A 24,192-nucleotide genomic window follows, 5' to 3' on the forward strand; every position below is an offset into this window, starting at 1 on the left:
CACCATTAATAGTTGTAACTCTAATCATTTTTTTGTATTGTTCAATACGATATGTTTTTTCTTCATTTTTCCTCTCATATTGACGAATTACGGCCTTTTTAAAATCAGTATATTTTTTGTCAAGATAATACTTCTTACCGTCATTATTATGTAAAAATCTATTAAATTGAATGTATGTATACGCCATTTCATCAGCCTGGTGTTTTTCTGCATCAGCTATTTTTAAATTTTTAAGTAATCCTTGTAGCGTTAACACAACTATTAAAGTAATAAATATTGAAAAAACAGCCTCTGCTAATAAAAATCCTCTGCAATTAGTCTTCATCTTTTTCATTTAAATAATAAATTCGATCATGAATTTTTACACTATTCAAATTATTTTCATTCATCATATGCATGGCAACGGCTCTGTCAGTATGTATTTCCATATTCTTTTCCATCTTTTTTCCTTCTACAACAACCAAAGTCAAAATCGTTACTCCCAAAAAGCTTATAAACATTGCAATAATACTTTCAAGCAAAATAAAGCCTTTACTCTTCATAAATTATCCTCCCCCAGGCCATTTGAATTCTTGCTTTTTTCATGTGATTACCATTAGCTAAAATAATAGTTATTGGTTTCATCATTCCTGTATGTGAAATTTTAAAATATTCCCACCGTCGGGATTCTATTCCTGGTTCAAGATGCATAGTTATAAACTTATCGCCCGCAAACTGAACAGCTAAAGTTTTTGAATCATATCGACCTGTCATTTTTCTTTGCTTAATGACACTAACTCTTCCAGCTTGTTCAATTGTAGCTACTACTTGTCTCATTGCATTGTTCAAGCGGATTTCAGATTGGTAATCTTTTAATTTCGTAGTCCCAATCATCAATAAACTGCAAGTAATAATCAAAGTAATCAAAGATTCAAGGATAGTAAAACCTGTTAATTTTTTCATTAATTATGTACCACTTCACCTGCAGAATTAATGCGAAAATCTTTAATTTTTTTAGCTTGATCTTCACTTAAATATTTTCCTCTTAAATCGTTAAGACTTCTTGGCAATTTACCATGTTCATTTTCATAAAGTTCAACCTGAGTTTGTAAAGTCGTGCGAAAAGCCTCCGAAGTTTTCTTTTCAGCATTTTTCTTTTGCCCAACTAAATTTGGAGCAATAATCAATGTCAGCATCACTACAATTGCAATTACTACAACCATTTCAATTAAAGTAAATCCTTTTTGCTTTTTATTAAAAATATTCGATCTTTTCATCCTAAATTCCTCGCATCATCGCATACATTGGTAACAATAATTTTAAATACATCCCCACAACGCACAAACCAATTAGAATAAAACAAAAAGGTTGTACATTCACTACTAGCTTTTCAATTTTATTAGTTAATTCATTAAATAAGCTTTTTCCTAATATTAAGCAACGATCACTCAAATTTTTTCTCTTTGATCCAGTCTGCAATAAAACCAATAGGCTATCCGGTAAAAATTCCTCTTTTTTAATTATTTCTTGTAAACTTTTACCCTCTGCGAGATTTTTACCTACTTTTTGTCCTAAATATTGCTGCAAAGATCCCTTTTCTTGCGCTTTTGCATATTCACACATTTTTTGAAGTGAAAAACCACCTGCTAGAAGCAAGCCAATATCATAAACTAGTAAATAATTAACATAAATTTTTATTATTTCGCCTAATACAGGATATTTACTTAACTTTTTCATCGAACCGTAATCTTGCTTTGCTAATAGGGTCAGAATTTTAGCAAAATAATACATACTTCCTAATACAATTCCGATTAAACCAACAATCATAAAATCACCAGTGTGTTCATCAGAATTGCTAAATTGATTTGATACAAAGGTCTGCATAAAAACTAATAAAAAAATCATCATTGTAGCTAAAACAAAAGGATACGAAAGTTCTGATTTCAATTTCTTAATTTGTTCAATTTTTAAACGATTCAAAATTACTAATTGTGTTAAACAATCAATTAAACTTCCTTGCTGCATCGCTAACTTTATTTGAGTCACTGTTGTTTTAGAAAAGCCCAAATTTAAAAGTTCCAAATAAAAATGACTGCCACTCTTCATCCTTAAATCAAGCCCACGCATTAAATCCTGCTTCTGTGGCCATAACACTGCCATTAATTCAATACTGCTGTTAAGCGAAAAGCCATTCTCTAAACTACTCTTTAAATAGTCCAAAAATTCTAATTGTTCTTCAAGATTCAATTTATCCTTCTTGATAGGCCTTATAAGTTGCATCGGTAATTTTCTTATCCTTTCTTAAAGCTTTTAAATTTTCTTGCCAACTTACAAAATCAGCACGAATATCCTTCAAAATGTCAGTTTCTAAAATTTCCCCACTAGCCAAATCCATTAAACAGGCTAATCTATCTTGCTTAGCCTTAGGAATTAATCTTTGATAAGAAAGTGCCGTCAAACAATTTGCCAATTCTTCTTTAGAGATCCCCAAGCCTTCTAATCTTGAAATTGTCTGCAAAGTGCTCTTGGCATGCACCGTTGCCAAAACTAAATGTCCACTAAGAGCAGCATCTACGGCCAATCTAGCTGTTCCTCGATCTCTAATTTCCCCAATAATTAAAATATCAGGACGATGACGCAAAGCCGCTTTAAGCAAACTCGTATAATCAATTCCAGCATCTGAATTAACTTGTGTCTGTAAAAAAGTTTGTTCATGAACTTCAACTGGATCCTCAATAGTCATAACAACTTTATTTTTCCCAATAGCTTTAGCCAATTCATACATTGTCGTTGTTTTTCCAGAGCCAGTTGGGCCACTGGTAATTATTAAGCCCCGTTTAAGCGATAATGACTTTAATTCTTCTAGTTGTTCATCAAAAAAATAATTACTATTTTGAATTTGATAAATTATTCGAATTACTAAAGATTCATAATCAGTAAAATCTCCTAAACTAGACAATCGTAAATAATATTCATTATTTTGATATTCAAAATTCATTGCGCCAACTTGCGGACGACGATGCTCAGAAATATCCATTTGCGCAGCATATTTAAAATAATTAATAATTTCTTTTCCTTGCTCCAAAGAAAAACTTCTCTCACTCACAACGCCCATATAAGTTCGAAAGTTAACATCAATCTTTTCTTTTTTTGGTAAAAAGAATATATCGCTACTTTTACATAAAATAGCCTTCTCAACTAATTCATTAATTATTTTCTTTATTTCCATATTGAGGCCCTCCTTTTTGTCCCTCATTAATATGTACGCAAAAAAATTGAATTTTACCGAAAAAAAGTAAAAAAAAACATTCAGTATAAACTGAATGTCTTCTCAATAGAATTAATTAGTCTTCATCATCTGCAGCAGCAGTGTAAACGTTTTGAACGTCATCGCTATCTTCCAAAGCATCAACTAAATGTTCAAATTGTTCTTTCTTATCTGCTGGAACAGGAGTGGTGTTTTGTGGAACCATAGTTAATTCAGCTGCAGCAAGCTTGTAACCTGCTTTTTCAAGTGCATCACGCACAGCAGTGAATTGCTTAGGGTCAGTATAGATTTCGAAAGCATCATCACTAGTTTGTAAATCGTCACCACCAGCATCCATAACATCAAGTAAAACTTGGTCTTCATCTGCATCAGTAGTTGAACGATCAATTACAATGTAACCTTTACGGTCAAACATGTAAGCAACTGAACCTGTAGCTCCAAGTGAACCACCGTTACGAGTAAAGGCAACACGTACATCAGAAGCTGTACGGTTCTTGTTATCAGTCAAAGCTTCAACAAAAACTGCAATACCGCCTGGTGCGTATCCTTCGTAAGTAATTTCGTCGTAGTGTTCGTCTGAGTTACCTTCAGCCTTCTTAATCGCACGTTGAATGTTATCTTTTGGCATGTTGTTTGAACGAGCCTTATCAATAACCATACGCAAGGTAGGATTCCCTGAAGGGTCAGGACCACCACTCTTTGCAGCCATATAAATTTCACGAGATAACTTTTGGAAAACTTTACCTCTCTTAGCGTCTTGCGCATTCTTGCGGCCTTGAATATTGTGCCATTTTGAATGTCCTGACATAAAGGATCCTTCTTTCTTTTTTCTAATATTTGTCAACGTTAATTATCTTAACTCACAGCCATATAAAATTCAATATTATCAAGTACCTAAACCGATTTTTTCTTTAATTTTTGATAAATCACATTAACTAATAAACATAATGCAATTGCAAACAAAGCTCCACAACTATCAAGCATTACATCAAAAATACTTGGCGTACGATCTCCTGTTAAGTATTGATGATATTCATCTAACGCTGCTAATCCCATTGTACTTAGCCAACATAAAACTGGTGCTGCCCACTTTATTTTAAAAATTCTTTTTAATCCTAGATAGCCAAATAGTCCTAATATAAAGTAAGAACCAAAGTGGGCTGCTTTTCTAATTACAAATTGGGCCATACTGGCAACACCACCATCCATTTGTGCATTATGCCAGCGTCCGCCATAATAAATATTCCAGTTTCCTACGATTTCTTCTACAAAATGTAATTTTGTATCAATAAATCCTGGCTTCATTTCTTGTTCATGATAAGTCATCGAACTAGAAATGAATAATGCAATTAATACTAGTAATGCAATTAGCAAATATATTTTTTCTTTTTTAGTAAAAGTAAACTTTTTCATTTATACCTCAATTTCATGATCTAGTCGTTTGATTTATTATTAACATAATTCAACTATAGTTCAAGTTAGATAATAAAAAATATAAAAATTAAACAGGTTAAGCGCTTTACTACTAGTCACATCTCTTCCTAATATGTAGAATAAAGTTGTTGATTTATTTATGAATGGTTGTGATTTATTTGAATGTGAAATTTAAGAATAAATCGCCAGGAAGATCTCTATTCAAATAAAAAATTTTATTTAAATAGAGAAGGATGAGAATTTAAAAGTGGACGAGATCAAAGATTTGAATCCAGATAAGAAATATATTTCTTGGCAGACTTTATTCTTAATGGCTTTGTGTACAGTTATCGGTATCGATGATATTATGTACAACTTCCAAAACCAAGGAATGTCAGTTATCTTTTCTTGGATCGTAATGGTATTATTTTATGTTATTCCTTATTCATTAATGGTAGGACAATTAGGTTCTGTCTTTAATAAAGAAGGTGGTGGCCTGTCATCATGGGTTCGTGGAACTGACGGTGAATTCTTAGGTTACTTTACAGCTTGGACTTACTGGGCTGCTTCCATTCCTTATGCTGTAGATTCAGCTAACGAAATTATTGTTGACTTAGGTTGGGCCATTACTGGTTCAGAAAAGTTCCAAGACAAAATTTCTAATAGTACGTTTGCTATTTTGACTTTTTTGATGTTTATCATCTTTATTATTGTTGAACATCATTTCTCACGTTCAATGGAACTTCTTTCAACCATTGGTGGTGGCTTGATGGTCGTTATGACTATCCTCTTAGTTTTACTTGCCTTTGTTGGCTTAATCAAGTCAGGTGGTCATATGGCCACTCAACCATTTACTTGGAAAACTATGATGCCTAACTTTAATTGGCACTACTTCTCAACAATTGCCATGCTTATTTATGCAATGAATGGTTGCGAATTAGTTGCACCATATGTAACTCAAATGAAGAAGCCACAATATGATTTCCCTAAGGCAATGATCGCTTTAGCAGCAATGACCGCATTCTTAACTATTTTTGGTTCATTCTCATTAGGTATTTACTTCAACGCTTATCATATTCCTAATGACTTAAAAATGAATGGTGCCTACTACGTGTTCGATATGATCGGACAACAATATGGTATGGGTAAAGGTTTGCTTTACTTCTGGGCTTGGACATCAGTATTCTTCAACTGTGCATTATTAGCTGTTTTGCTTGATGCTATGACAAGAATGCTTATCTCCGATACTGGTGAAAAGTATATGCCTAAGTTCTTGCGTAAAAAGGATAAGAACGGCTTACCAATTAATGGTTACATCTTAACTGTTTCTCTTTCTGCATTTATCATGATCTTAGGTATCTTCTTACCTAACATGAATGATATTTTCAATTGGCTTCTTAACTTAAATGGTATTGTTTCACCAGGTGTTACCTGCTGGATCTTCTACTCATTCATGAGAGTCAGAAAGAACTCAGAAAAGTTCCCTTCAAAATATGTTTATATTAAAAATGATAAAGTGGCCTATACCGTCGGTTTGATTCTTTTAGTAGTTACCGCTGTAGCCACAATCATGGGAATTACACCTCAAGATGTTCCTGAAGGAAGCGGTACTTGGTGGTATGAATTAATCATTAATATCGTTTCTGTAGTTGTGCTTATTGGTTTAGGTGCTATTTTACCAGGAATTAGACGCCGTGAAGTTGAATATGGCATTGCTTTTGATAAACCTCAATGGATTTCAATGATTGCGATTGTCTTAATTGCTATTATTGCTGGTATTTCCTTAGGTGCAACGAAGATTTCTCTTCGTGGACTTTACATTATCATTGAAGGAATTATCGCTTTGCTTATTGTTTGGCTTATTGGTCGCCGCAAACCTGATATTAACAATGGTTTTAAAGCAGAAGAATAATTATTTATAAAGTAAAAGACTTTGTTCAAAATGAACAAAGTCTTTTTTATTTTAAAAATGCAAATTAAATAAAGTAATAACTAAATAGGTCATCCCACTTGCAATAACCGGACCTGCAGCAACCCCTTTAAAGGCAACAACACCAATAATTGTTCCTAAAACTAACGCAACCGTTACTTGAGGAACGGCTGCTAATTGATCAACACCATATTTTGACAAAATGGCAACCGCGATCCCTGCGGCAACCGCAATCCATCCAGCGGGTGTTTTGAAAGCTTTAATTAAATCATTAAAGCCAATTCTTCCTGTTGCAATTGGGATCAAAATAGCGACAGAAATTACAGTTACGCCCCAGTTTATTCCTTTGGCTTCAATTACTGGAAACCATTTATTAGCAAATGGCAAAAGTTTGAATATCATCACAACCGCTGTTGCAATAATTAATGACATATTTTTTCCAACTAATGCCACTATTAAAATTAATGCAAGAAAAAGCCAACTCTCCATTTTTGTTTCCCCCTTAATTTAAATGTCTATTATTTTAACTTATCAAATTATTAAGAAATTAGCCAAGAAATAATTCTCCTCTATAGTTATTAAAGCGCTTACGTTATAATAGAGGTGATAAGTTTTAGATTAAGGAGAAGTATTATGGCAGATATACCTTTTAAAGCTATCGCAGTTGATATGGATGGAACCTTTATGACTGATGATTTAACTTTTGATCATGATCGTTTTAAAAAGCTACTTAAAAAAATTAAAGAAAATCACATTCATTTTATTGTTTCAAGTGGACGCCCACTTGCCCGTTTAAGGAATGATTTCGCTGAATTTTTAGACGAAATTGATATTATTGCAGATAATGGCGCTATTTTAGTTAGAGACAATAATATTATTTCCAGCCATTTTCTCACTCATAAAACTGGCTTAGAATTAATTAATTTTATTGAAACTAAATATCCTAGTGCTCACATCTGCGTCAGTGGAAAAAATGCATCTTACTTTAAAAATTCTAGCCCTACTTCTTTTAAACGTTTAATGCATTTTTACTATCCTAACTTTATTGAAATAAATTCTTTTGATGAAATGCCTTCCGATGAACGAGTAATTAAATTAACACTAAATTGTCCTGCCAAATGGGCTGAAGACCTTGAAAAAGAATTCAACGATGCACATTCAGAACACATTCACTGTACAACCAGTGGATTTGATGACATTGACATCGTTCCTTACGGAATTAACAAAGCCCAGGCATTAAAATATTTCTTGCGTTACTTCAAAGTAGCCCCTAGTGAATTGATTGCGTTCGGTGATGGCCTAAATGATAAAGAAATGATTGAATTAGCTGGTTATAGTTATGCAATGGGCAATGGCGATGAACGAATTAAAGAAATTGCCAAATATGAAGCACCAAGTAATAATGAAAGTGGTGTTTTACAAGTTTTAGAAAAATATTTTGCTTAAACAAAAAACTACTAATTGGATTTAAAATCTAATTAGTAGTTTTTATTCTTATTTGCTTTCTTCATCTAATCTAGCTTGTGCCAAAGCATTCCCTACTACAGACTTAACAGCTTTTGTAAGAATGCTCGCTGATGAAATGCCATCAATGTTGACAGATTGAGCAGAAACAATTTGTCCCTTAAATTCAGCCTCGAGTTCCGGTTCAATTTTTCTTTCACCTTTAGCACTAGAAAGCTTAACATCTGTGATTTGATTATTTTTTATTTCCACATCAGCTTTAAGTTTAACTGGCTTTTCCAGTTCTGATGAATATGAACCTGACTTAAATTTCATACTATATCTCTTCTTTATCACAAGATTCTATTTCAATTGTTCTAACAATCCCTTACATCCCTTTTGAATCTCATTAAAGGCCGTATCAAAATCATTAGTAAACCAAGGATCATCTACATCTTTAAAGCTACCTACAAAATGCAATAATTTATATTCTTTGTGCTCTGGATCTCCCCCGGTAATTTGATTCATATCCATAAAATTTTCTTCATCCATACAAATCAAATAATCATATTTTTGATAATCTTCACGGGTCATTTTTCTGGCAATATGATTTGTATACGGAACATTCATTTTAGCTAATTCACGTGTCGTTCTCGGATCCATTTGCATCCCAACCGCATCATTCGTTGCGGCTGCCGAATCAATTAAAAATTGATCGCCTAATTTTTCTTTATAAACTAAATCTTTCATCACAAATTCAGCCATTGGTGACCGACAAATATTGCCATGGCAAACAAATAAAATTTTATGCATTAACTTTATCACTCTTTCGTAAATACTTAAGCAAAAATGGCCAAACACACGCAATAATTATGCTGATAGCTAATCCTAAAAATACTCCATCACTAATATTTATTGAAATCCCTTCATATATTTTTGAATGAATTTCATTACTTGTTTCAGTAACGAAATACCATAAAGCTCCAAACGTACCTATCGAGCCAATTAATAAGGGAATGGATGCTGAATACCTGCCAAACAATAATAAGACAGCCGCTAAAATATAAAGCAAAACAATTACAACTAATGAATATCTGTAAATACTGATAATGTGGTAAACCTGAGTAGATTCCTCATCTAACTTATTATTAATTTCTTTTATTAAAAAGCTATTAATTACTTTTGTTAAATTATTATCGCTTTTTAGATTAAGATCTTTGGCGGTGATTTTTCCTTTTTCATCATACTTGCTGCTCAAGTGATACACATCAGCATATGAAAAATTAATCTTATACTTTTTTGGTAGATCCTGTAAAAGAATATCTTCTAAACCCGAATCTTCCACCATTTTTATTCCCATTTTTAATTCATTATTCCCAGATTCGGAAACAACACGATGAATAATATTTTTAGCCATTTGATGAGTATTATTAATTTTTAAAGTTGTTGGACTAAGCAATAACAAATATAGGGATACAAAAGTCATTATTGCAGCGACCACACGTATAATCCATTTTTTCATTTATATTTAAAATTCCCACCTTTTGGTATAAATTTTATTCTATTCAATTTTAAAAAACAAATTTATCCAAAGCTTCTGCAATACCATTATGATCATTATCAGCAGTAACAAAATTTGCCTTTTCTTTTATTTCATCTATTGCATTACCCATGGCTACTTTTAAAAAATCTGGACGAGAAAACATAGATAGGTCATTGCCCTGATCACCAAAAATAATTACTTCTTGATCATCAATATTTAATTTTTGTGCCAATTCATGAATTGCATTGCCTTTTGAAGCACTCTTTTTATTAATTTCCCAAATTTCACGATCACTGCGTGCTACATTATAATCTTGCTTAAATTGATTACTAAGTTTTCTTCCTAATAAATCCATCTCTTTTTTTGTACCAGTATATTCACCCTTTAAAAAAGTGAAATCCGTCGCAATTTGATCAAATTCTCTAACCTTAAAAGGCATCCCACTTAAATAAGATACTCTAGACATAGTCAATGAAAAATCATGATCTAAGGTATAATAAAATTTTTCACACATAAAGTGAAGATTGCTTTTGCTTAGTTTTTGTACATCTAGCAAATACTTTAAATCATCGTAATTCATATTATGATTAATAATCGTTTTACCTGTTAAATTTTGTACAAGAGCACCATTAAAAACAATTGCATAATTGTCTTGCCCACTAATTTTTAATTTTTCTAAATAAGGCAATACTCCAGGCAAAGGACGACCGGATGCCGGAACAACTTTTATTCCCAATTTATTTGCTTTTTGCAAAGCAATTACTGTTTTTTCATCAATTTGGTGGTGACTATTGAGCAATGTACCATCCAAATCAACTGCTATCATTTTAATTGTCATAATTTTTCTCTTTTAAATCACAAATTTTTTCAAAGCCTTAGCAATCCCGTTATGATCATTGTCATCGGTCACAAAATCTGCTCGCTCTTTAATATCGCTAATAGCGTTTCCCATAGCAATTTTCTTAAAGTCAGGATTCTCAAACATTGAAAGATCATTACCTTGATCACCAAATACCATTACATCTTTTGGATTGATTTTTAATCTCTCCGCCAAGTTCATCAAGGCATTGCCTTTCGAGGCACCCAAAGCGTTCAGTTCAATACAAGTATCTAAACTATGAACTATATCATAAGATTGAAAGGCCCATTCTGGAATAGCAGCCCACAACTTATCGATTTGGTCACTATCCTTAGCACAAGTAAATCCTACCTTATTAAAAGTAAAATCTTGGGGGATTTCATCTCTGTTTCTAACCCTAATCTCATTATTAGTAAACGCAGCATTAATCTGCATTTGAACTGATAAATTATGATCTAAAGTCCAAAAACATTCTGTTGTTTCAAAATGAAGATTAACATGGCTTAAGCGTTGCAAACGAAGCATAGTAGTAAAGTCACGATAATCCATTTCTTGACTCATTAATACTTTCCCTGATAGATTTTGAACAACTGCACCATTAAAAACCACAGCATATTGATCTTCACCAGATAATCCTAATTGCTCTTCAAATGGTAAAACACCTGATAATGGTCTTCCTGAAGCTAACACAACTTTAATTCCCTGGCTTTTTGCTATTTGCAAAGTCCGTTGAGTTTCTGAAGAAATTGTATTAGCACTTGTCAATAAAGTACCATCAAGATCTACCGCAATCATCTTAATTGCCATAATAATCATCCCTTTTATTAAACATATTCACATATAAATATTATACAAAAAAAGCGTGATTAAACTCACGCTTTTCAGTGTTATTATTGTTTTTATTCAACAGTTACACTCTTAGCCAAGTTACGTGGCTTATCTACATCTAAACCTTTATTCTTAGAAGCATAGTATGCAAGAAGTTGAGCGGGAACAATTGTAACAAGTGGAGACAAGTAATAATCAACTTCTGGTAAAACAATATCATCATTTTCATTAGCAAATTGTTTAGCAACCATTGTGATTACACTAGCACCACGTGACTCAACTTCACGAATATTACCACGAGTTAAATCAGCTGTAGCTGGATCATTGATTAATGTAATTACTGGAGTACCCTTTTCAATTAAAGCGATAGTTCCGTGCTTAAGTTCAGCAGCAGCAAAACCTTCAGTTTCAATATAAGAAACTTCCTTTAACTTAAGTGCACCTTCCAAAGCAACAGCATAGTCAACACCACGACCAATGTAAAAGGCATTTCTAGTTTTAGCTAAATATTTCTTAGCTAATTCATCAACCTTTTCTTTACCATCAACTAATTGTTGCATTCCTTCAGCAACAAGAGCTAATTGGTGCTTCAAATCAAATTCCTTTGCATCAGCAACATTCTTCTTTTCACCAACAGCCTTAGCCAACACTGCTTGAACAGCAATTTGAGCTGTATAAGCCTTAGTTGAAGCAACGGCAATTTCGGGACCAGCCTTAAGTAGCATAGTGTAAGTAGCTTCACGTGACAAAGTAGAACCTTGAACATTAGTAATAGTCAAGCTTGGTAAATGACGTTCATTAACTTGCTTTAATACAACACGTGAATCTGCAGTTTCACCTGATTGACTTAAGAAAATGAAGAATGGCTTTTTAGAAAGCTTAGGGAAGTGATAGCCAAATTCTGAAGCTAAACCAACTTCAACTGGAATATCTGAGAATTTTTCAAATAAATTCTTACCGACTAATCCTGCGTGGTAACTAGTACCAGCTGCCAAGATATAAATTCGATCACTATCAGCAACGGCATCTACAATATCTTGTTCAACAACAGGCTTGCCATTTTCATCCAAGTAATCTTGTGAAATATGACGCATAACACCTGGTTGTTCATCAATTTCTTTTAACATGTAGAATTCATAAGTGCCTTTTGACGCAGCATTTGGATCAATATCCAAAACATAAGGTTCACGATCTACTCTCTTGCCATCAATAGTTTCGATAACATAATTATCCTTAGTAATGTCGCCAACATCACCATCATCTAAATCAACAAAAGTCTTAGTTTGATCTAAAACGGAAATCGCATCAGATGCAATAATATTGAAGCCATCGCCAATACCAAGCATCATTGGTGACTTATTCTTAGCAATAAATACGTGATCAGGTTCAGTGTTATCAATAAGCAAAAATGCGTATGAACCCTTAACTAATTTCAAAGCTTCCTTAAATGCTGAAAAGCCATCCAAATCTTTATCACGCGCAATTTTACCAATTAATTGGACAATTACTTCTGTATCAGTATCTGAGTGGAAATCTACTCCTTGCAAGTATTTTTCCTTCAATTCAGCATAATTTTCAATAACTCCGTTATGAACTAAGTAAAAACGCTTAGTTTCATCAAAGTGAGGGTGAGCATTGTCAACAGTTGCTTACCATGAGTTGCCCAACGAGTATGTCCGATACCTACAAGGCCTTGTTCATCGGGAGTCAATTTTTCTTTTAAGTTAGAAATACGACCTACAGCCTTAGTTAAGTACTCATTACCATTTAAATCGTTTAAGTAAATACCCGCTGAATCATAGCCACGATATTCCAAATTTGTTAAACCATTTAGAATGATATCTTTAGCAGGTTTACCAACGACCCCAACAATTCCGCACATATTTTTCTCCTTTGGTCTAGTTCATTTATATTAAATGGACTAGTTAATATTTATTGTTACAAATGCAATCATAGCCCTTTTTAAAAAATCGGTCAAGAATTAAATGCTAAAATTGGTATATTATTGTGAAGTATAAAAATAGGCCTAGAAAAATCTAGGCCTATTTCATTTTTTCTTAATTTAGATTTTACTTACCCATTTCCGACTTAACAACTTCAGCTACTTGTTCACAATACTTATCAGCCAATTCTTGAGTTGGAGCTTCAGTCATTACACGTAATAATTCTTGCGTACCTGAAGGTCTTACAAAGATACGACCTTCGCCATCCAATTCCTTTTCAACATTATCAATTGCATCTAAGATAGCTTGGTGTTCTTTCCAAGTCTTCTTATCTTTTACAGGAACATTGATTAATTGTTGTGGGTATTCCTTAAAGTCTTCAAGAAGTTCAGATAATGACTTACCAGTCTTCTTCATAACAAGCATCAAATGAAGACCTGTAAGCATACCATCACCAGTGTTGTGGTAATCACTCATAATAACGTGACCTGATTGTTCACCACCAAGGTTGTAGCCATGGGCACGCATTTCTTCAGAAACATAACGGTCACCAACTTGAGTACGAACGTTCTTCAAGCCTCTTCTTTCAAGAGCTTTAGTAAAACCAAGGTTACTCATAACTGTAGTTACAATTGTATCCTTCTTCAAGCGACCATGATCTGCTAAGTAAGTACCGATTACGTACATAATGTGATCACCATCAACTTCATTACCATTTTCGTCAACAGCAATACAACGGTCAGCATCACCATCAAAAGCTAGACCAAGTTGAGCACCTTGTTTAACAACTTCTTCTTGCAATTTTTCAGTATGGGTAGCACCAACATGATCATTAATGTTTAAACCATTTGGATGAGTTGCAATTGTAGTAAAGTCTACACCACAGTCAGCAAATAATCTTGAAATCAAATCACTTGCTGCACCGTTAGCACCATCAATAACAACTTTAATACCACCCAAATCTTCTGGAATAGTATTCTTAATAAATTGTAAATATTTTGAGCTACCTTCGTGGAAGTCAGTTACAGTTCCCAAGCCTTCTGCAGATGGACGTGGCAACTTATCTTCTTTAGCATCAATTAATTCTTCAATTTCTTCTTCCATAGCATCTGAAAGCTTCAAACCATCGCTACCAAAGAACTTAATACCGTTATCTTCTACTGGATTGTGTGAAGCTGAAATTTGAACCCCAGCATCTGCACCTTGTGCACGAACTAAGTATGAAAGACCTGGAGTTGAGATAACGCCAACTTCCAATACTTCAATACCTACTGAAAGTAAACCAGAAATAAGTGCGTATTCAAGCATTTCACCAGAAATACGAGTATCGCGTGAAACTAAAACACGAGCTTGCTTATCATCTTTCTTTTCTTTAGTTAAAACGTAACCACCGTCACGTCCCAACTTAAAAGCCATTTCTGGAGTTAAAGTCTTATTTGCTTCTCCACGAACACCATCAGTTCCAAAATATTTTAACATTTAAAAACAACCTTCCTGCTTTTCTTTAATTTTATTTTGTGTCTTTTACTTTTATTGAAATCTGAACTACGCTTGGATCAGATTTCACTACACCTTTAGGTAATTTAATTGGAAAAGTTCTAGTAGTTGATACGTCGATTCTAGTTAAATCAACAGCTACATTCAACTTATTTATCTTATCCAATTGCTCTTTGTTACCATATAATGTAACTTCATCTTGCTTAGCGGTAACTGAGTAAACCTTATCACTATTTTCGTTCTTTGAACTCAAATTCAATTTAACTTTTTTCTTTGAAATTGAAATAGGAAGAACTACTCTGGCTGTTGACGGCTGAATAACCACATTTAAAGGTCGACCTTTTTTATCTTCAGCAGTTAAAATAACTTGCCGTTCATAATTATGGTCAATCCCATTAGGCAATGATACCTTTGCAACAATTTGATCAATTTGGTTAACCTCGCCTAAAGCCCCTGTAACTTCAACTTGAGACGGATCAACTGTCGCTTTTCCTAAATGATAACCTTTAGCTACAGCATTTTTATTATACTCTATTTGTACAGGCATGGTACGAGATTTTCTGCGTTCTATGTCAACTTGAACATATTTTGGATCTACAGAATAGGAAATTTGTTTGCTAAGGCCACTTACATGAACACGAACCGTTTGCTTGCCTATTTTTTTATCAGTTAAATCTATATATGCTCTAAAATTTTGAGTATTAATAGCTGATGTAACTAAAGCATTTGTGCCTTCTAAAGTTATTTTCACTTTATCAGGATAACCGACTACATAATATTGGTCAGTATCAACAGATACTTGCAATGGTACTTTAACGGTTTGAGTTTCCGTAGCTGTTTGACGCGTTCTGCTTCGCTGGCCTTGGGGAATAAATCCTGTTTGCGTAGAATCAATATATCCCACAATTAATATAGCTAAAAGAAGTGATACAAGTCGAATAAACCATGTCTTAGACCAAAAATTTTTCATCGACTTGCACCCCATTTCCAAATTTTGTTAATCAACTTTTGATACCAGCTAACATGCTTTTCTTGCTCAGGAACAAGTTCAGAATTTAAATACTTCATATATTCGTCTCTTGTTAGATCAAGCAAGAATCGGCCATTTCTTGTAATAGTTACGCCGCCTGTTTCTTCAGAAACAACAATTGTAATCGCATCTGTAACTTCAGAAATACCAACTGCAGCTCTATGTCGTGTTCCTAAACGTTTAGGAATCATGCTACTATCTGATAAAGGTAAATAAGCGGCAGCTACAGCTATTCGGTTTTTATTAATAATAACCGCACCATCATGCAAAGGAGTATTAGGAATAAAAATGTTAATCAATAATTCTCCCGTAACATCGGCATCAAGTTTAATTCCTGTTTCAATATAGTCATCAAGTCCTGTTTCTTGTTGAATAGTGATCAACGCACCAATTCGACGTTTCGACATATATTGAATAGCTTTATCCAGTTCTTTAACCAATCGAACCGACTTATCATGCTCGCTATTTTCATGCCCGCTAAACATTGGCATTCTTCCTAAATGCTCAAGTCCACGTCTGATTTCTGGCTGAAAAATAACTATAATTCCAACTACAGCCCAAGAAACAATTTGATCAACAATATAAGTTACAGCGTGCAACTGCAAGAAACCGGCAATAATTCTTATAATGAATATAAATACGATTCCTTTTGCCAGCTGTACCACTTTAGTACCTCGAATCAACATAATCAGTCGATATACCAAGTACCAAATAATAAGTACATCTAAAGCAATAGAAAAGTTATTCCAAGTTAACCAGTTTGATATATTGAAATTGCTCATCGTTACTCCTTTCTTTTACTATTACTTATAATTATAAATTAATGGGCATACATTTTAAATTCTAAAAACAGGTCATTATATTCTTGAGTAACTTTTTGCCCTAAATCTTTATATACTTGCAACTTTTTCAAAGTCGATTGAGCAGGATAAAATTCACGATTATCACGAACCTTCTTAGGAAGCATCTCTTTTGCCTTCCAATTTGGAGTGGCGTATCCAATATATTCGGCATTTTGAGCAGCATTTTTAGGTTCAAGCATAAAATTAATGAACTTATATGCTGCTTTTTTATTTTTAGCAGTTTTTGGAATAACAAAATTATCAAGCCACAAATTAGAGCCCTGACTAGGAACAAGATAATGAAGATGCGAATTATTTTCCATCATTTCATGCGCTTCTCCAGACCAAGTTACACCAATTGCTGCCTCATTTTGAACTAAATACATTTTCATTTCGTCAGAAATAATTGCTTTAATATTTGGGCCTAAATCATCTAATTTAGTTTGAGCTAAATGAAGCTTTAAACTGCTGGTTGTATTCATCGAATATCCCAAAGAAACCAATGCCATTCCCATAGCATCCCTAGCAGAATCTACCAACAAAATATTGTGCTTATATTTTTTATTCCATAAATCGTCCCAATTATTGATTGATCCAGGCTTTACAAATTTATCATTATAAACAATTCCTAAAGTCCCCCAAAAGTAAGGAATTGAATATTTATTTTGTGGATCATAAGGCTGATGTAAGAAAGTAGGGTCAATATATTTCAAATTTGATAATTTTTTAGTATCAATTTGATCCAATAAATTTGCCTTACGCATTTTTGTAACCATATATTCTGAAGGAATCGTTAAATCATAAGCTGTTCCACCCTGCTTTATTTTGGTATACATCGCTTCATTTGAATCAAAAGTTTCATATACCACGTGGTAACCACTTTGCTTTTCAAATTTTTTAATTAATTGTGGATCTAAATAATCTCCCCAATTATATATAATTAAATCTTGTTTTTTAGTTTCAATAGCTGCTTATTCATTTGAATCGCGCCGTAGGCTAATGCAAGGCAAGCCACAATGATTGCTACAGTTGACCAGATTATCTTTTTCATTTAATCATGCCTCCTAGCATTCGCTTACCCTTTTTTGCTCGACGTTTAGTCATAAAGTAATAGATCCCTACTAAAATCAATACAAATAAGAACATAACCGTACTTAATGCATTAATTTCCAAATCAATGCCTTGCCGAGCCCGGGAGTAAATTTCAACAGATAAAGTTGAAAAGCCATTTCCTGTTACAAAGAAAGTAACTGCGAAATCATCAAGTGAATACGTCAAGGCCATAAACATTCCGGCTGCGATGCCAGGAAGCATTGCAGGAATCATGACATTACTAAAAACTTGATAACCACTTGCTCCTAAATCTCTTGCAGCATCAATAAGTGAAAAATCCATTTCGTTTAGACGGGGCAAAACCATTAAAACTACAATTGGAATTGAAAAAGCAATATGACTTAATAAAACTGAGCCAAAGTTCAAACCAACTCCTAATGCCGTAAAGAATATCAAGAAACTTGCACCAATAATAACGTCCGGCGATACCATTAATACATTATTCAATGCTAATAATATGTTTTTATGCGACTTCCGTTTAACCGCTGTAATTGCTAGTGCACCCATTGTACCGATAACTGTAGCAATTAAACTAGATAAAAGAGCCAACAAAATTGTTTCGAGGAAAATTGCTAGCAAACGATTGTCTTGAAACAAAGTTTGATAATGAGCAAAAGTAAAATGCTCAAATTTATTCATATTTTTCCCACTTGAGAAAGAAAAGTATATTAAATAAAAAATTGGAATATATAAAATTACTAAGACCAAACTAAGGTAAACCTTGGCAAAAATATGTTTTCTCATAGATTTACCTTCTTTCTTTTAGTTTTTCTACCTGTGATAAGCATTACTACAATCATCAAGAAAATCAAAACAACACCGATTGTTGCCCCCATATTCCAATTCATAGTTGTCATGAAATATTCTTCAATCGCAGTTCCCAACGTAATTACACGATTTCCGCCGATCAAACGTGTCAACATAAATAAAGATAATGAGGGAATAAAAATTGCTTGAATGCCGCTTTCAACACCTGGCCGTGATAAAGGCCATAAAACATAACGAAAAGTTTGCCACTTGCTGGCTCCTAAGTCTTCAGAGGCTTGAACAACAGCTGAATTTATTTCTTTAATTGCGTTGTAAATTGGCAAAATCATAAACGGAATTTCAATATAAGTTGCTACAAAAATAAAAGCAAAATCAGTAAACAAAATATTTACCGGCCCTAAACCAAATAATTGCAAAAATTTATTTACTAATCCACCATTACTCAAAATACCAATAAATGCATATGCTTTTAAAAGCAAATTAATCCATGTTGGTAAAATAATTAGCAATAACCATACTTGTTGATTTTTCACTTTAGTCAAAAAATAAGCTGCAGGATAAGACACAACTAAAGTAATTAAGGTTATCAAAAATGCATACCAAAACGAGTTAAGCATCATTTTTAAAAAAGTACCATTACGGAAAAATAAAACGAAATTATTTAAAGTAAAGTGATTGCTGCTATCCGTTAATGAATACCACAAAATCAGTAAAATCGGCAAAATTACAAATAAAATAATCCATGCTAAATACGGCACCATAAAAAATGCACGTGCTTTTTTATTATTCATTTCCGTCTTCACCCTCATAACTTTCTAATCTTGCATCAAAGTCCTTTTGGCTTTCATGAAGGCGCATAACGTGAATATCTTCTGGATCAAAATATAGTCCTAAACGTTCATTCAATTTGCAACCATTAGTTGAATGAATTAACCATTCATTTTCATCAGCATCGATTGCTTTAATTTCAAAGTGATCCCCTAAAAATAGTTGAGTTTGTGCTGTTACTACTAATTTTCCTTTTTCAGGGCTAGTGATATCTAAATCCTCTGGTCGAATTACAATTTCAACTTTTTCATTAGGCTTCATCCCTGCATCGGCACATTGAAATTTTTGATTAGTAAATTCAACTTCGAAATCTTTAATCATTCGTCCTGGTAAAATATTTGAATCACCAATAAATCGTGCTACAAAATCATTAATTGGTTCATCATAAATATCAACAGGAGTACCATTTTGTTGAATCTTGCTATCATTCAATACAAAGATTTCATCACTCATTGATAATGCTTCTTCTTGATCATGAGTAACAAAAATAAAAGTAATGCCTAATTTCTTTTGAATAGCACGCAATTCAAACTGCATTTCCTTACGTAAGCGTTTATCTAAAGCCGATAAAGATTCATCAAGCAAAAGTACCTTAGGTTCATTTACAATCGCTCTGGCAATTGCTACACGCTGTTGCTGTCCACCACTAAGTTCTGAAATTTCACGATTAGCATAACCATCAAGCCGAACCATATGAAGAGCATCCCTAACTGCCGGCTTAATTTTATTCATTGGTTGTTTTTTTATTTTTAAACCAAAAGCCACATTATCAAAAACATTTAAATGCGGAAACAACGCATAATTTTGAAAAACTGTATTAATCTGGCGTTTTGCTGGATCAAGATTAGTAATATCTTTTCCATCAAACAATACTTGTCCTTCCGTAGGACTGCTAAAACCAGCAATAATTCTTAAGATTGTTGATTTTCCTGATCCACTTGGACCTAATAAGGAGTAAAATTTCCCCGATTCAATTTTTAAATTAATATCTTTAAGCGCTACAAAACCATCATCATAGCGCTTAGTTACATGTTTAAGCTCAATAATATCCATATTTATTCCTAATACAAAAATAAGCTACAAGCTTTTTCAGCCTGCAGCTTGTCGTTATCCCTTATTCTCTATTCTTTACCAATAATTCTTACTTCTGTATGCAAATCAATATCATATTTTTCTTTAATTACTTTTTGAATATAATGAATTAAATCCAAATAATCTGTAGCCGTTGCCCCACCTTTATTAACAATGAATCCAGCATGCTTCATTGAATCTTGCGCACCACCAATTTGCTTACCTTGTAAGCCGGCCTTAATAATCATTGGACCAACAAAATGTCCCTTAGGACGCTTAAAGACACTTCCGCAAGATGGATACTCAAGAGGCTGCTTGTAGCGACGTAAAGCATTCAAATAATTCATATGATCAAGAATTTCCAATTTATTGCCAGGTTTCAATGCAAAAGTTGCTTCCACCACTATATCGCCAGTTTCTTGAACTTTTGAATGACGATAAGAAAATTCCATATCTTCATTAGAATAAGTTTTTATTTCCAAATCGCGAGTTAAAACCTTAACACTCTTAACAACTTCTTGCGTTTCACCACCATAAGCGCCCGCATTCATAAATACAGCGCCGCCAATGCTTCCAGGAATTCCTGCTGCGAATTCCATTCCACTCAAGCCAGCTTTGGCCGCAGTAAACGAGGTATCAATAATTTTTGCTCCTGCGTCTGCAGTTACTTCATTGCCTTCAACTTTAATCGACTTCATATCGGTTAAAATAATAACTAAACCATCAATTCCACCGTCTCTAATAATCAAGTTAGAGGCATTACCAATTACAGTAATCGGTTGTTCATCTTTATTAGCCGTTTCAACTAAAAGCTTCAATTCATCTAAATTTTTAGGAAAAGCCAAATATTCCGCACAGCCACCAGTTTTAGTAAAAGTATAACGACTCAAAGGAATATTTTGTTGAAGATTAATTCCTTTATCTTTTAAATTAAGTAAACTCAAAAAGCAATGCCCCTCTCTTAATATCTTTACCTATTTTACCGCATTAAAGCATTCTGTTATACTTAAATTGTTTTAAAAGGAGAAAAAATGAATTTTATTGCAATGGATTTTGAAACGGCCAATCATTATCCTGAAAGTGCTTGTTCACTTGCTTTAGTTATGGTGCGTAATAACAAAATAGTTGATCGCTTTTATACCGTTATCAATCCTCAAATGCCGTTTGATGCTAGTAATATTGAAGTACATCAAATTACAGCTGAGGATGTTAAAACTGCGCCCACAATGGCTGAAGTTTGGCCTAAAATCAAAGATCTTTATCAACCGGGGATGCTCGTGGCAGCTCATAATGCTCGCTTCGATACTAGTGTAATGCGACAATCACTTGCCCGGTACAATATTCAAGAACCACATTATTTAGTTATCGACACTTTAGCAACCAGCAAGATCTTTGAGCCTGATTTACCAAACCATAAACTCGATACAGTTTCAGATGCATTAAATGTTGAACTTTGGCATCATCACAATGCATTAAGTGATAGTGAGGCCTGTGCTGGAATTTTAATTAATCAAAATAAAGAATTTGGCGACGAAGCTATAAAAAATTTAATTTACCAAATATAAAAGGGATGTTTTTAAAACATCCCTTTTATATTAATTATTAAATGCTGTTATGGTATCATTTACCCATTTTTCATTACGCTTGCCACTAGGATTAAATTCAACAACTCTTTTTGTAGAATTCCAACTATCATCAACACGTTTAATAGTAAGTTGAAGATATTCATCAGGTAATTCTTTCATAATAAGTTGAGGCCATTCAATTACGACCAATCCAGGTTCAGCTAAATATCCATTTAAATCAATTGAAGACAAATCATCATGCTCTAAGCGATAAAAATCCATGTGAAATAACGGCATTTTAGCTTCACGGTATTCACGAACAATTGTAAAAGTTGGACTTTTTACCGGCCTACGTATTCCCAAAGCTCTACCTAAGCCTTGAGTCATCGTAGTCTTTCCAGCGCCTAAATCACCAGTTAGCAAAAGCAAATCATGTGGTTCAGCTGCTTTAGCTAAACTAGCACCTAACTTTTGCATATCTTCAGCAGAATTAATTTCTAACTTCATTATTATTCATCCTTCACAAGACTTTGTGCTGCTGTCAAAATTCCCATATAGTAAACATCTTCTGCACTAGCACCACGAGATAAATCATTAATTGGAGCTGCTAATCCTTCAAGAATTGGTCCAACAGCAGTAAATTTACCCAATCTTTGTGCAATCTTATAGCCAATATTTCCTGATTGAAGTTCTGGGAATACAAAGACATTAGCATGACCTGCCACCTTAGAACCTGGAGCTTTACGTTCACCAACACTTGGCACAAAAGCAGCATCAAATTGCAATTCGCCATCTGCAGGGATATCTGGATGTGCTTCTTTAAATTTAGCAAGTGCATCTGTGACCTTAGTAACCATATCTCCCTTAGCAGAGCCTTTAGTTGAAAAACTTAAGAAGGCTACTTTAGGTTCCATTTCTGCCATTTTTGCAATCTTAGCAGCTTCATAACCGATTTCAGCTAAAGTATCACTGTCCGGATCAATGTTCATTGCGCAATCGGCAAAAATATAACGCTCATCATCACGTTCCATAATCATTACGCCTGAAACACGATGCATTCCTTCAGCTGTTTTAACAATTTGCAAAGCTGGACGAACAGTATCGGCAGTTGAGTGAGCAGCACCAGAAACCATTCCATCAGCTAAATCCATTTTTACAAGCATAGTGCCGAAATAAGTATTAGTCTTCAGCATTTTTTCGGCATCTTCTAAAGTGTTTTTGCCTTTACGAATTTCAACAAATTTATCACACATTTTATCAAAATCAGGATAGGTTTCTGGGTCCATAATTTTGATACCAGTTAAATCAAAATTGTTTTCTTCAGCAATCTTTTTAATTTCAGATTCATTACCAAGCAAAATTACATCAATTAACTTTTCATTTTTCAACTTAGTAGTAGCTTCTAAAATTCTTACATCAGTACCTTCTGGGAAAACCAATCTTGGTTTCTTTTCAGCATTCTTAACTTGCTTCTTAAATAAATCAAATACGCTCACAAAATTACCTCCATATTTATAAACTAAATATTAAATTAAATCATTGTTAGTAACATTTTCTGGTAATTGCCAATCAATTGGAGTTTCACCAAAGTTTTCTAACGCTGTATTGCAACGAGAAAAAGGTCGTGATCCAAAAAATCCACGATCGGCTGAAAATGGACTTGGATGAGAAGACTTGATAATAAAGTTCTTACTTTCATCAATTAAAGGAATTTTATTTTGAGCAAATCGTCCCCATAATATAAAGACAACTTTTCCTCGTTCACTTAATGCTTTAATCGCAGCATCAGTTACGTCTTCCCAGCCTTTGCCCTGATGTCCATTTGCATGACCATATGGTACTGTTAAAACTGCATTTAAGAGAAGTACGCCTTGATCAGCCCATTTTTTCAAATATCCATGATTTACTGGGCGGGCACCAACATCATCATAAAGTTCTTTATAAATATTCTTAAGAGATGGTGGCAACGTTGTACCAGGCATAACTGCAAAACTCATCCCCGTAGCTTGACCAGGATTATGGTATGGATCTTGGCCTAAGATAACAACCTTAGTCTTAGAAAAAGGCGTTAATTTAAAGGCCGTAAAAATATGATACATATCAGGAAAAATTTGCTTAGTGGAATATTCTTCCTTTAAAAAATTATGCAATTTGTGATAATTTTCACTTTCAAAAACTGGATCTAAGACTTGATCCCAATCATTGCCAATTAGCTTCTTTTTCAATTAGTGCTACCTCTTTTCTCATTATATCTATGGTATCATGAAATTAA

At 33.6% G+C, this 24,192-nt stretch carries 26 protein-coding genes and 3 pseudogenes; 3 read left to right on the forward strand and 26 right to left on the reverse strand.

Annotation, left to right across the window (positions count from 1 at the left end; translation table 11 throughout):
- From JCM6256_RS06345 to JCM6256_RS06380, 8 genes and pseudogenes are all read right to left on the reverse strand, one after another.
- A pseudogene (locus JCM6256_RS06345) lies at window positions 1–334 on the reverse strand (hypothetical protein); the annotation flags it as partial.
- Window positions 315–542, reverse strand: coding sequence for a hypothetical protein (locus JCM6256_RS06350; RefSeq protein ID WP_025080910.1), 228 nt, complete (start codon window positions 540–542; stop codon window positions 315–317). The gene JCM6256_RS06350 and the pseudogene JCM6256_RS06345, both read right to left, overlap by 20 nt.
- Entirely contained in the window at window positions 532–942 is a 411-nt protein-coding gene (locus JCM6256_RS06355; RefSeq protein ID WP_025080911.1) for a pilus assembly FimT family protein, read from the reverse strand. Before JCM6256_RS06355 ends, JCM6256_RS06350 begins: the two co-directional genes overlap by 11 nt.
- A complete protein-coding gene (locus JCM6256_RS06360; RefSeq protein ID WP_025080912.1) occupies window positions 942–1,256 on the reverse strand; it encodes a competence type IV pilus major pilin ComGC in 315 nt (104 codons plus the stop codon). Before JCM6256_RS06360 ends, JCM6256_RS06355 begins: the two co-directional genes overlap by 1 nt.
- A gap of 1 nt (window position 1,257) precedes the next feature.
- Window positions 1,258–2,259 carry a type II secretion system F family protein gene (locus JCM6256_RS06365; protein ID WP_025080913.1) on the reverse strand — a complete coding sequence of 334 codons (1,002 nt, stop codon included), beginning with the start codon at window positions 2,257–2,259 and terminating at the stop codon, window positions 1,258–1,260.
- Window positions 2,228–3,208 carry a competence type IV pilus ATPase ComGA gene (gene comGA, locus JCM6256_RS06370; RefSeq protein ID WP_025080914.1) on the reverse strand — a complete coding sequence of 327 codons (981 nt, stop codon included), beginning with the start codon at window positions 3,206–3,208 and terminating at the stop codon, window positions 2,228–2,230. The genes JCM6256_RS06365 and comGA overlap by 32 nt, the downstream gene beginning before the upstream one ends.
- Before the next feature lie 115 nt (window positions 3,209–3,323).
- Window positions 3,324–4,055, reverse strand: a complete 732-nt coding sequence (locus JCM6256_RS06375) for a YebC/PmpR family DNA-binding transcriptional regulator (RefSeq protein WP_025080915.1) — start codon at window positions 4,053–4,055, stop codon at window positions 3,324–3,326.
- An 86-nt stretch (window positions 4,056–4,141) separates the two neighbouring features.
- Window positions 4,142–4,660 (reverse strand): VanZ family protein, encoded by a 519-nt coding sequence (locus tag JCM6256_RS06380; RefSeq protein ID WP_025080916.1) that lies wholly within the window; start codon window positions 4,658–4,660, stop codon window positions 4,142–4,144.
- A gap of 331 nt (window positions 4,661–4,991) precedes the next feature.
- On the opposite strand from JCM6256_RS06380, the gene JCM6256_RS06385 reads away from it, so the two are divergent.
- Complete coding sequence (locus JCM6256_RS06385) at window positions 4,992–6,572, forward strand: APC family permease (protein ID WP_236694717.1); 1,581 nt, start codon at window positions 4,992–4,994, stop codon at window positions 6,570–6,572.
- A 51-nt stretch (window positions 6,573–6,623) separates the two neighbouring features.
- Here the strand turns inward: JCM6256_RS06385 and JCM6256_RS06390 are convergent, their stop codons facing one another.
- Window positions 6,624–7,079: a DUF441 domain-containing protein gene (locus tag JCM6256_RS06390; RefSeq protein ID WP_025080918.1), complete on the reverse strand. Its 456-nt coding sequence runs from the start codon at window positions 7,077–7,079 to the stop codon at window positions 6,624–6,626.
- A gap of 144 nt (window positions 7,080–7,223) precedes the next feature.
- On the opposite strand from JCM6256_RS06390, the gene JCM6256_RS06395 reads away from it, so the two are divergent.
- A complete protein-coding gene (locus tag JCM6256_RS06395) occupies window positions 7,224–8,036 on the forward strand; it encodes a Cof-type HAD-IIB family hydrolase (protein WP_025080919.1) in 813 nt (270 codons plus the stop codon).
- 48 nt (window positions 8,037–8,084) lie between these two features.
- Here JCM6256_RS06395 and JCM6256_RS06400 read toward each other — a convergent pair whose 3' ends face one another.
- From JCM6256_RS06400 to murB, 14 genes and pseudogenes are all read right to left on the reverse strand, one after another.
- A complete protein-coding gene (locus JCM6256_RS06400) occupies window positions 8,085–8,369 on the reverse strand; it encodes an FMN-binding protein (protein ID WP_025080920.1) in 285 nt (94 codons plus the stop codon).
- A gap of 27 nt (window positions 8,370–8,396) precedes the next feature.
- The gene (locus JCM6256_RS06405; RefSeq protein WP_025080921.1) at window positions 8,397–8,846 is read right to left on the reverse strand and encodes a low molecular weight protein-tyrosine-phosphatase; all 450 of its coding nucleotides are present in this window, start codon (window positions 8,844–8,846) and stop codon (window positions 8,397–8,399) included.
- Complete coding sequence (locus JCM6256_RS06410) at window positions 8,839–9,555, reverse strand: hypothetical protein (RefSeq protein WP_025080922.1); 717 nt, start codon at window positions 9,553–9,555, stop codon at window positions 8,839–8,841. The genes JCM6256_RS06405 and JCM6256_RS06410 overlap by 8 nt, the downstream gene beginning before the upstream one ends.
- 49 nt (window positions 9,556–9,604) lie before the next feature.
- Window positions 9,605–10,414, reverse strand: a complete 810-nt coding sequence (locus JCM6256_RS06415) for a Cof-type HAD-IIB family hydrolase (protein WP_025080923.1) — start codon at window positions 10,412–10,414, stop codon at window positions 9,605–9,607.
- A gap of 12 nt (window positions 10,415–10,426) precedes the next feature.
- Window positions 10,427–11,242: a Cof-type HAD-IIB family hydrolase gene (locus JCM6256_RS06420; protein ID WP_025080924.1), complete on the reverse strand. Its 816-nt coding sequence runs from the start codon at window positions 11,240–11,242 to the stop codon at window positions 10,427–10,429.
- Window positions 11,243–11,334: 92 nt separating this feature from the next.
- Window positions 11,335–13,145, reverse strand: a pseudogene (gene glmS / locus JCM6256_RS09985) (glutamine--fructose-6-phosphate transaminase (isomerizing)).
- 187 nt (window positions 13,146–13,332) lie between these two features.
- On the reverse strand, window positions 13,333–14,685 hold the full coding sequence (gene glmM / locus JCM6256_RS06430) for a phosphoglucosamine mutase (RefSeq protein WP_025080925.1): 1,353 nt from the start codon (window positions 14,683–14,685) through the stop codon (window positions 13,333–13,335).
- Between the two features lie 31 nt (window positions 14,686–14,716).
- Window positions 14,717–15,673, reverse strand: coding sequence for a CdaR family protein (locus JCM6256_RS06435; RefSeq protein WP_025080926.1), 957 nt, complete (start codon window positions 15,671–15,673; stop codon window positions 14,717–14,719).
- The gene (gene cdaA / locus JCM6256_RS06440) at window positions 15,670–16,515 is read right to left on the reverse strand and encodes a diadenylate cyclase CdaA (protein ID WP_025080927.1); all 846 of its coding nucleotides are present in this window, start codon (window positions 16,513–16,515) and stop codon (window positions 15,670–15,672) included. The genes JCM6256_RS06435 and cdaA overlap by 4 nt, the downstream gene beginning before the upstream one ends.
- A gap of 38 nt (window positions 16,516–16,553) precedes the next feature.
- Window positions 16,554–17,626: pseudogene (locus JCM6256_RS09990) on the reverse strand (ABC transporter substrate-binding protein).
- On the reverse strand, window positions 17,623–18,432 hold the full coding sequence (locus tag JCM6256_RS06450) for an ABC transporter permease (protein ID WP_025080928.1): 810 nt from the start codon (window positions 18,430–18,432) through the stop codon (window positions 17,623–17,625). The pseudogene JCM6256_RS09990 and the gene JCM6256_RS06450 overlap by 4 nt, the downstream one beginning before the upstream one ends.
- Window positions 18,429–19,247, reverse strand: a complete 819-nt coding sequence (locus JCM6256_RS06455) for an ABC transporter permease (RefSeq protein WP_025080929.1) — start codon at window positions 19,245–19,247, stop codon at window positions 18,429–18,431. Before JCM6256_RS06455 ends, JCM6256_RS06450 begins: the two co-directional genes overlap by 4 nt.
- Window positions 19,240–20,337, reverse strand: coding sequence for an ABC transporter ATP-binding protein (locus JCM6256_RS06460; protein ID WP_035438412.1), 1,098 nt, complete (start codon window positions 20,335–20,337; stop codon window positions 19,240–19,242). Before JCM6256_RS06460 ends, JCM6256_RS06455 begins: the two co-directional genes overlap by 8 nt.
- A 68-nt stretch (window positions 20,338–20,405) precedes the next feature.
- Window positions 20,406–21,299 carry a UDP-N-acetylmuramate dehydrogenase gene (gene murB, locus JCM6256_RS06465; RefSeq protein ID WP_025080931.1) on the reverse strand — a complete coding sequence of 298 codons (894 nt, stop codon included), beginning with the start codon at window positions 21,297–21,299 and terminating at the stop codon, window positions 20,406–20,408.
- Between the two features lie 87 nt (window positions 21,300–21,386).
- Between murB and JCM6256_RS06470 the strand changes: the two genes are divergently transcribed.
- On the forward strand, window positions 21,387–21,920 hold the full coding sequence (locus JCM6256_RS06470) for a 3'-5' exonuclease (protein ID WP_025080932.1): 534 nt from the start codon (window positions 21,387–21,389) through the stop codon (window positions 21,918–21,920).
- A gap of 30 nt (window positions 21,921–21,950) precedes the next feature.
- On the opposite strand, the gene tsaE is transcribed toward JCM6256_RS06470, so the two are convergent.
- From tsaE to JCM6256_RS06485, 3 genes are read right to left on the reverse strand one after another with little or no spacing between them, the layout of a single operon-like run.
- Entirely contained in the window at window positions 21,951–22,430 is a 480-nt protein-coding gene (gene tsaE, locus JCM6256_RS06475) for a tRNA (adenosine(37)-N6)-threonylcarbamoyltransferase complex ATPase subunit type 1 TsaE (RefSeq protein WP_025080933.1), read from the reverse strand.
- On the reverse strand, window positions 22,430–23,416 hold the full coding sequence (gene pta / locus JCM6256_RS06480; RefSeq protein ID WP_025080934.1) for a phosphate acetyltransferase: 987 nt from the start codon (window positions 23,414–23,416) through the stop codon (window positions 22,430–22,432). The genes tsaE and pta overlap by 1 nt, the downstream gene beginning before the upstream one ends.
- Window positions 23,417–23,446: 30 nt before the next feature.
- A complete protein-coding gene (locus JCM6256_RS06485; protein ID WP_025080935.1) occupies window positions 23,447–24,145 on the reverse strand; it encodes a uracil-DNA glycosylase in 699 nt (232 codons plus the stop codon).
- Window positions 24,146–24,192: the final 47 nt, after the last annotated feature.

The sequence above is a fragment of the Lactobacillus hamsteri DSM 5661 = JCM 6256 genome (genome assembly GCF_000615445.1).
Lineage (GTDB): Bacteria > Bacillota > Bacilli > Lactobacillales > Lactobacillaceae > Lactobacillus > Lactobacillus hamsteri.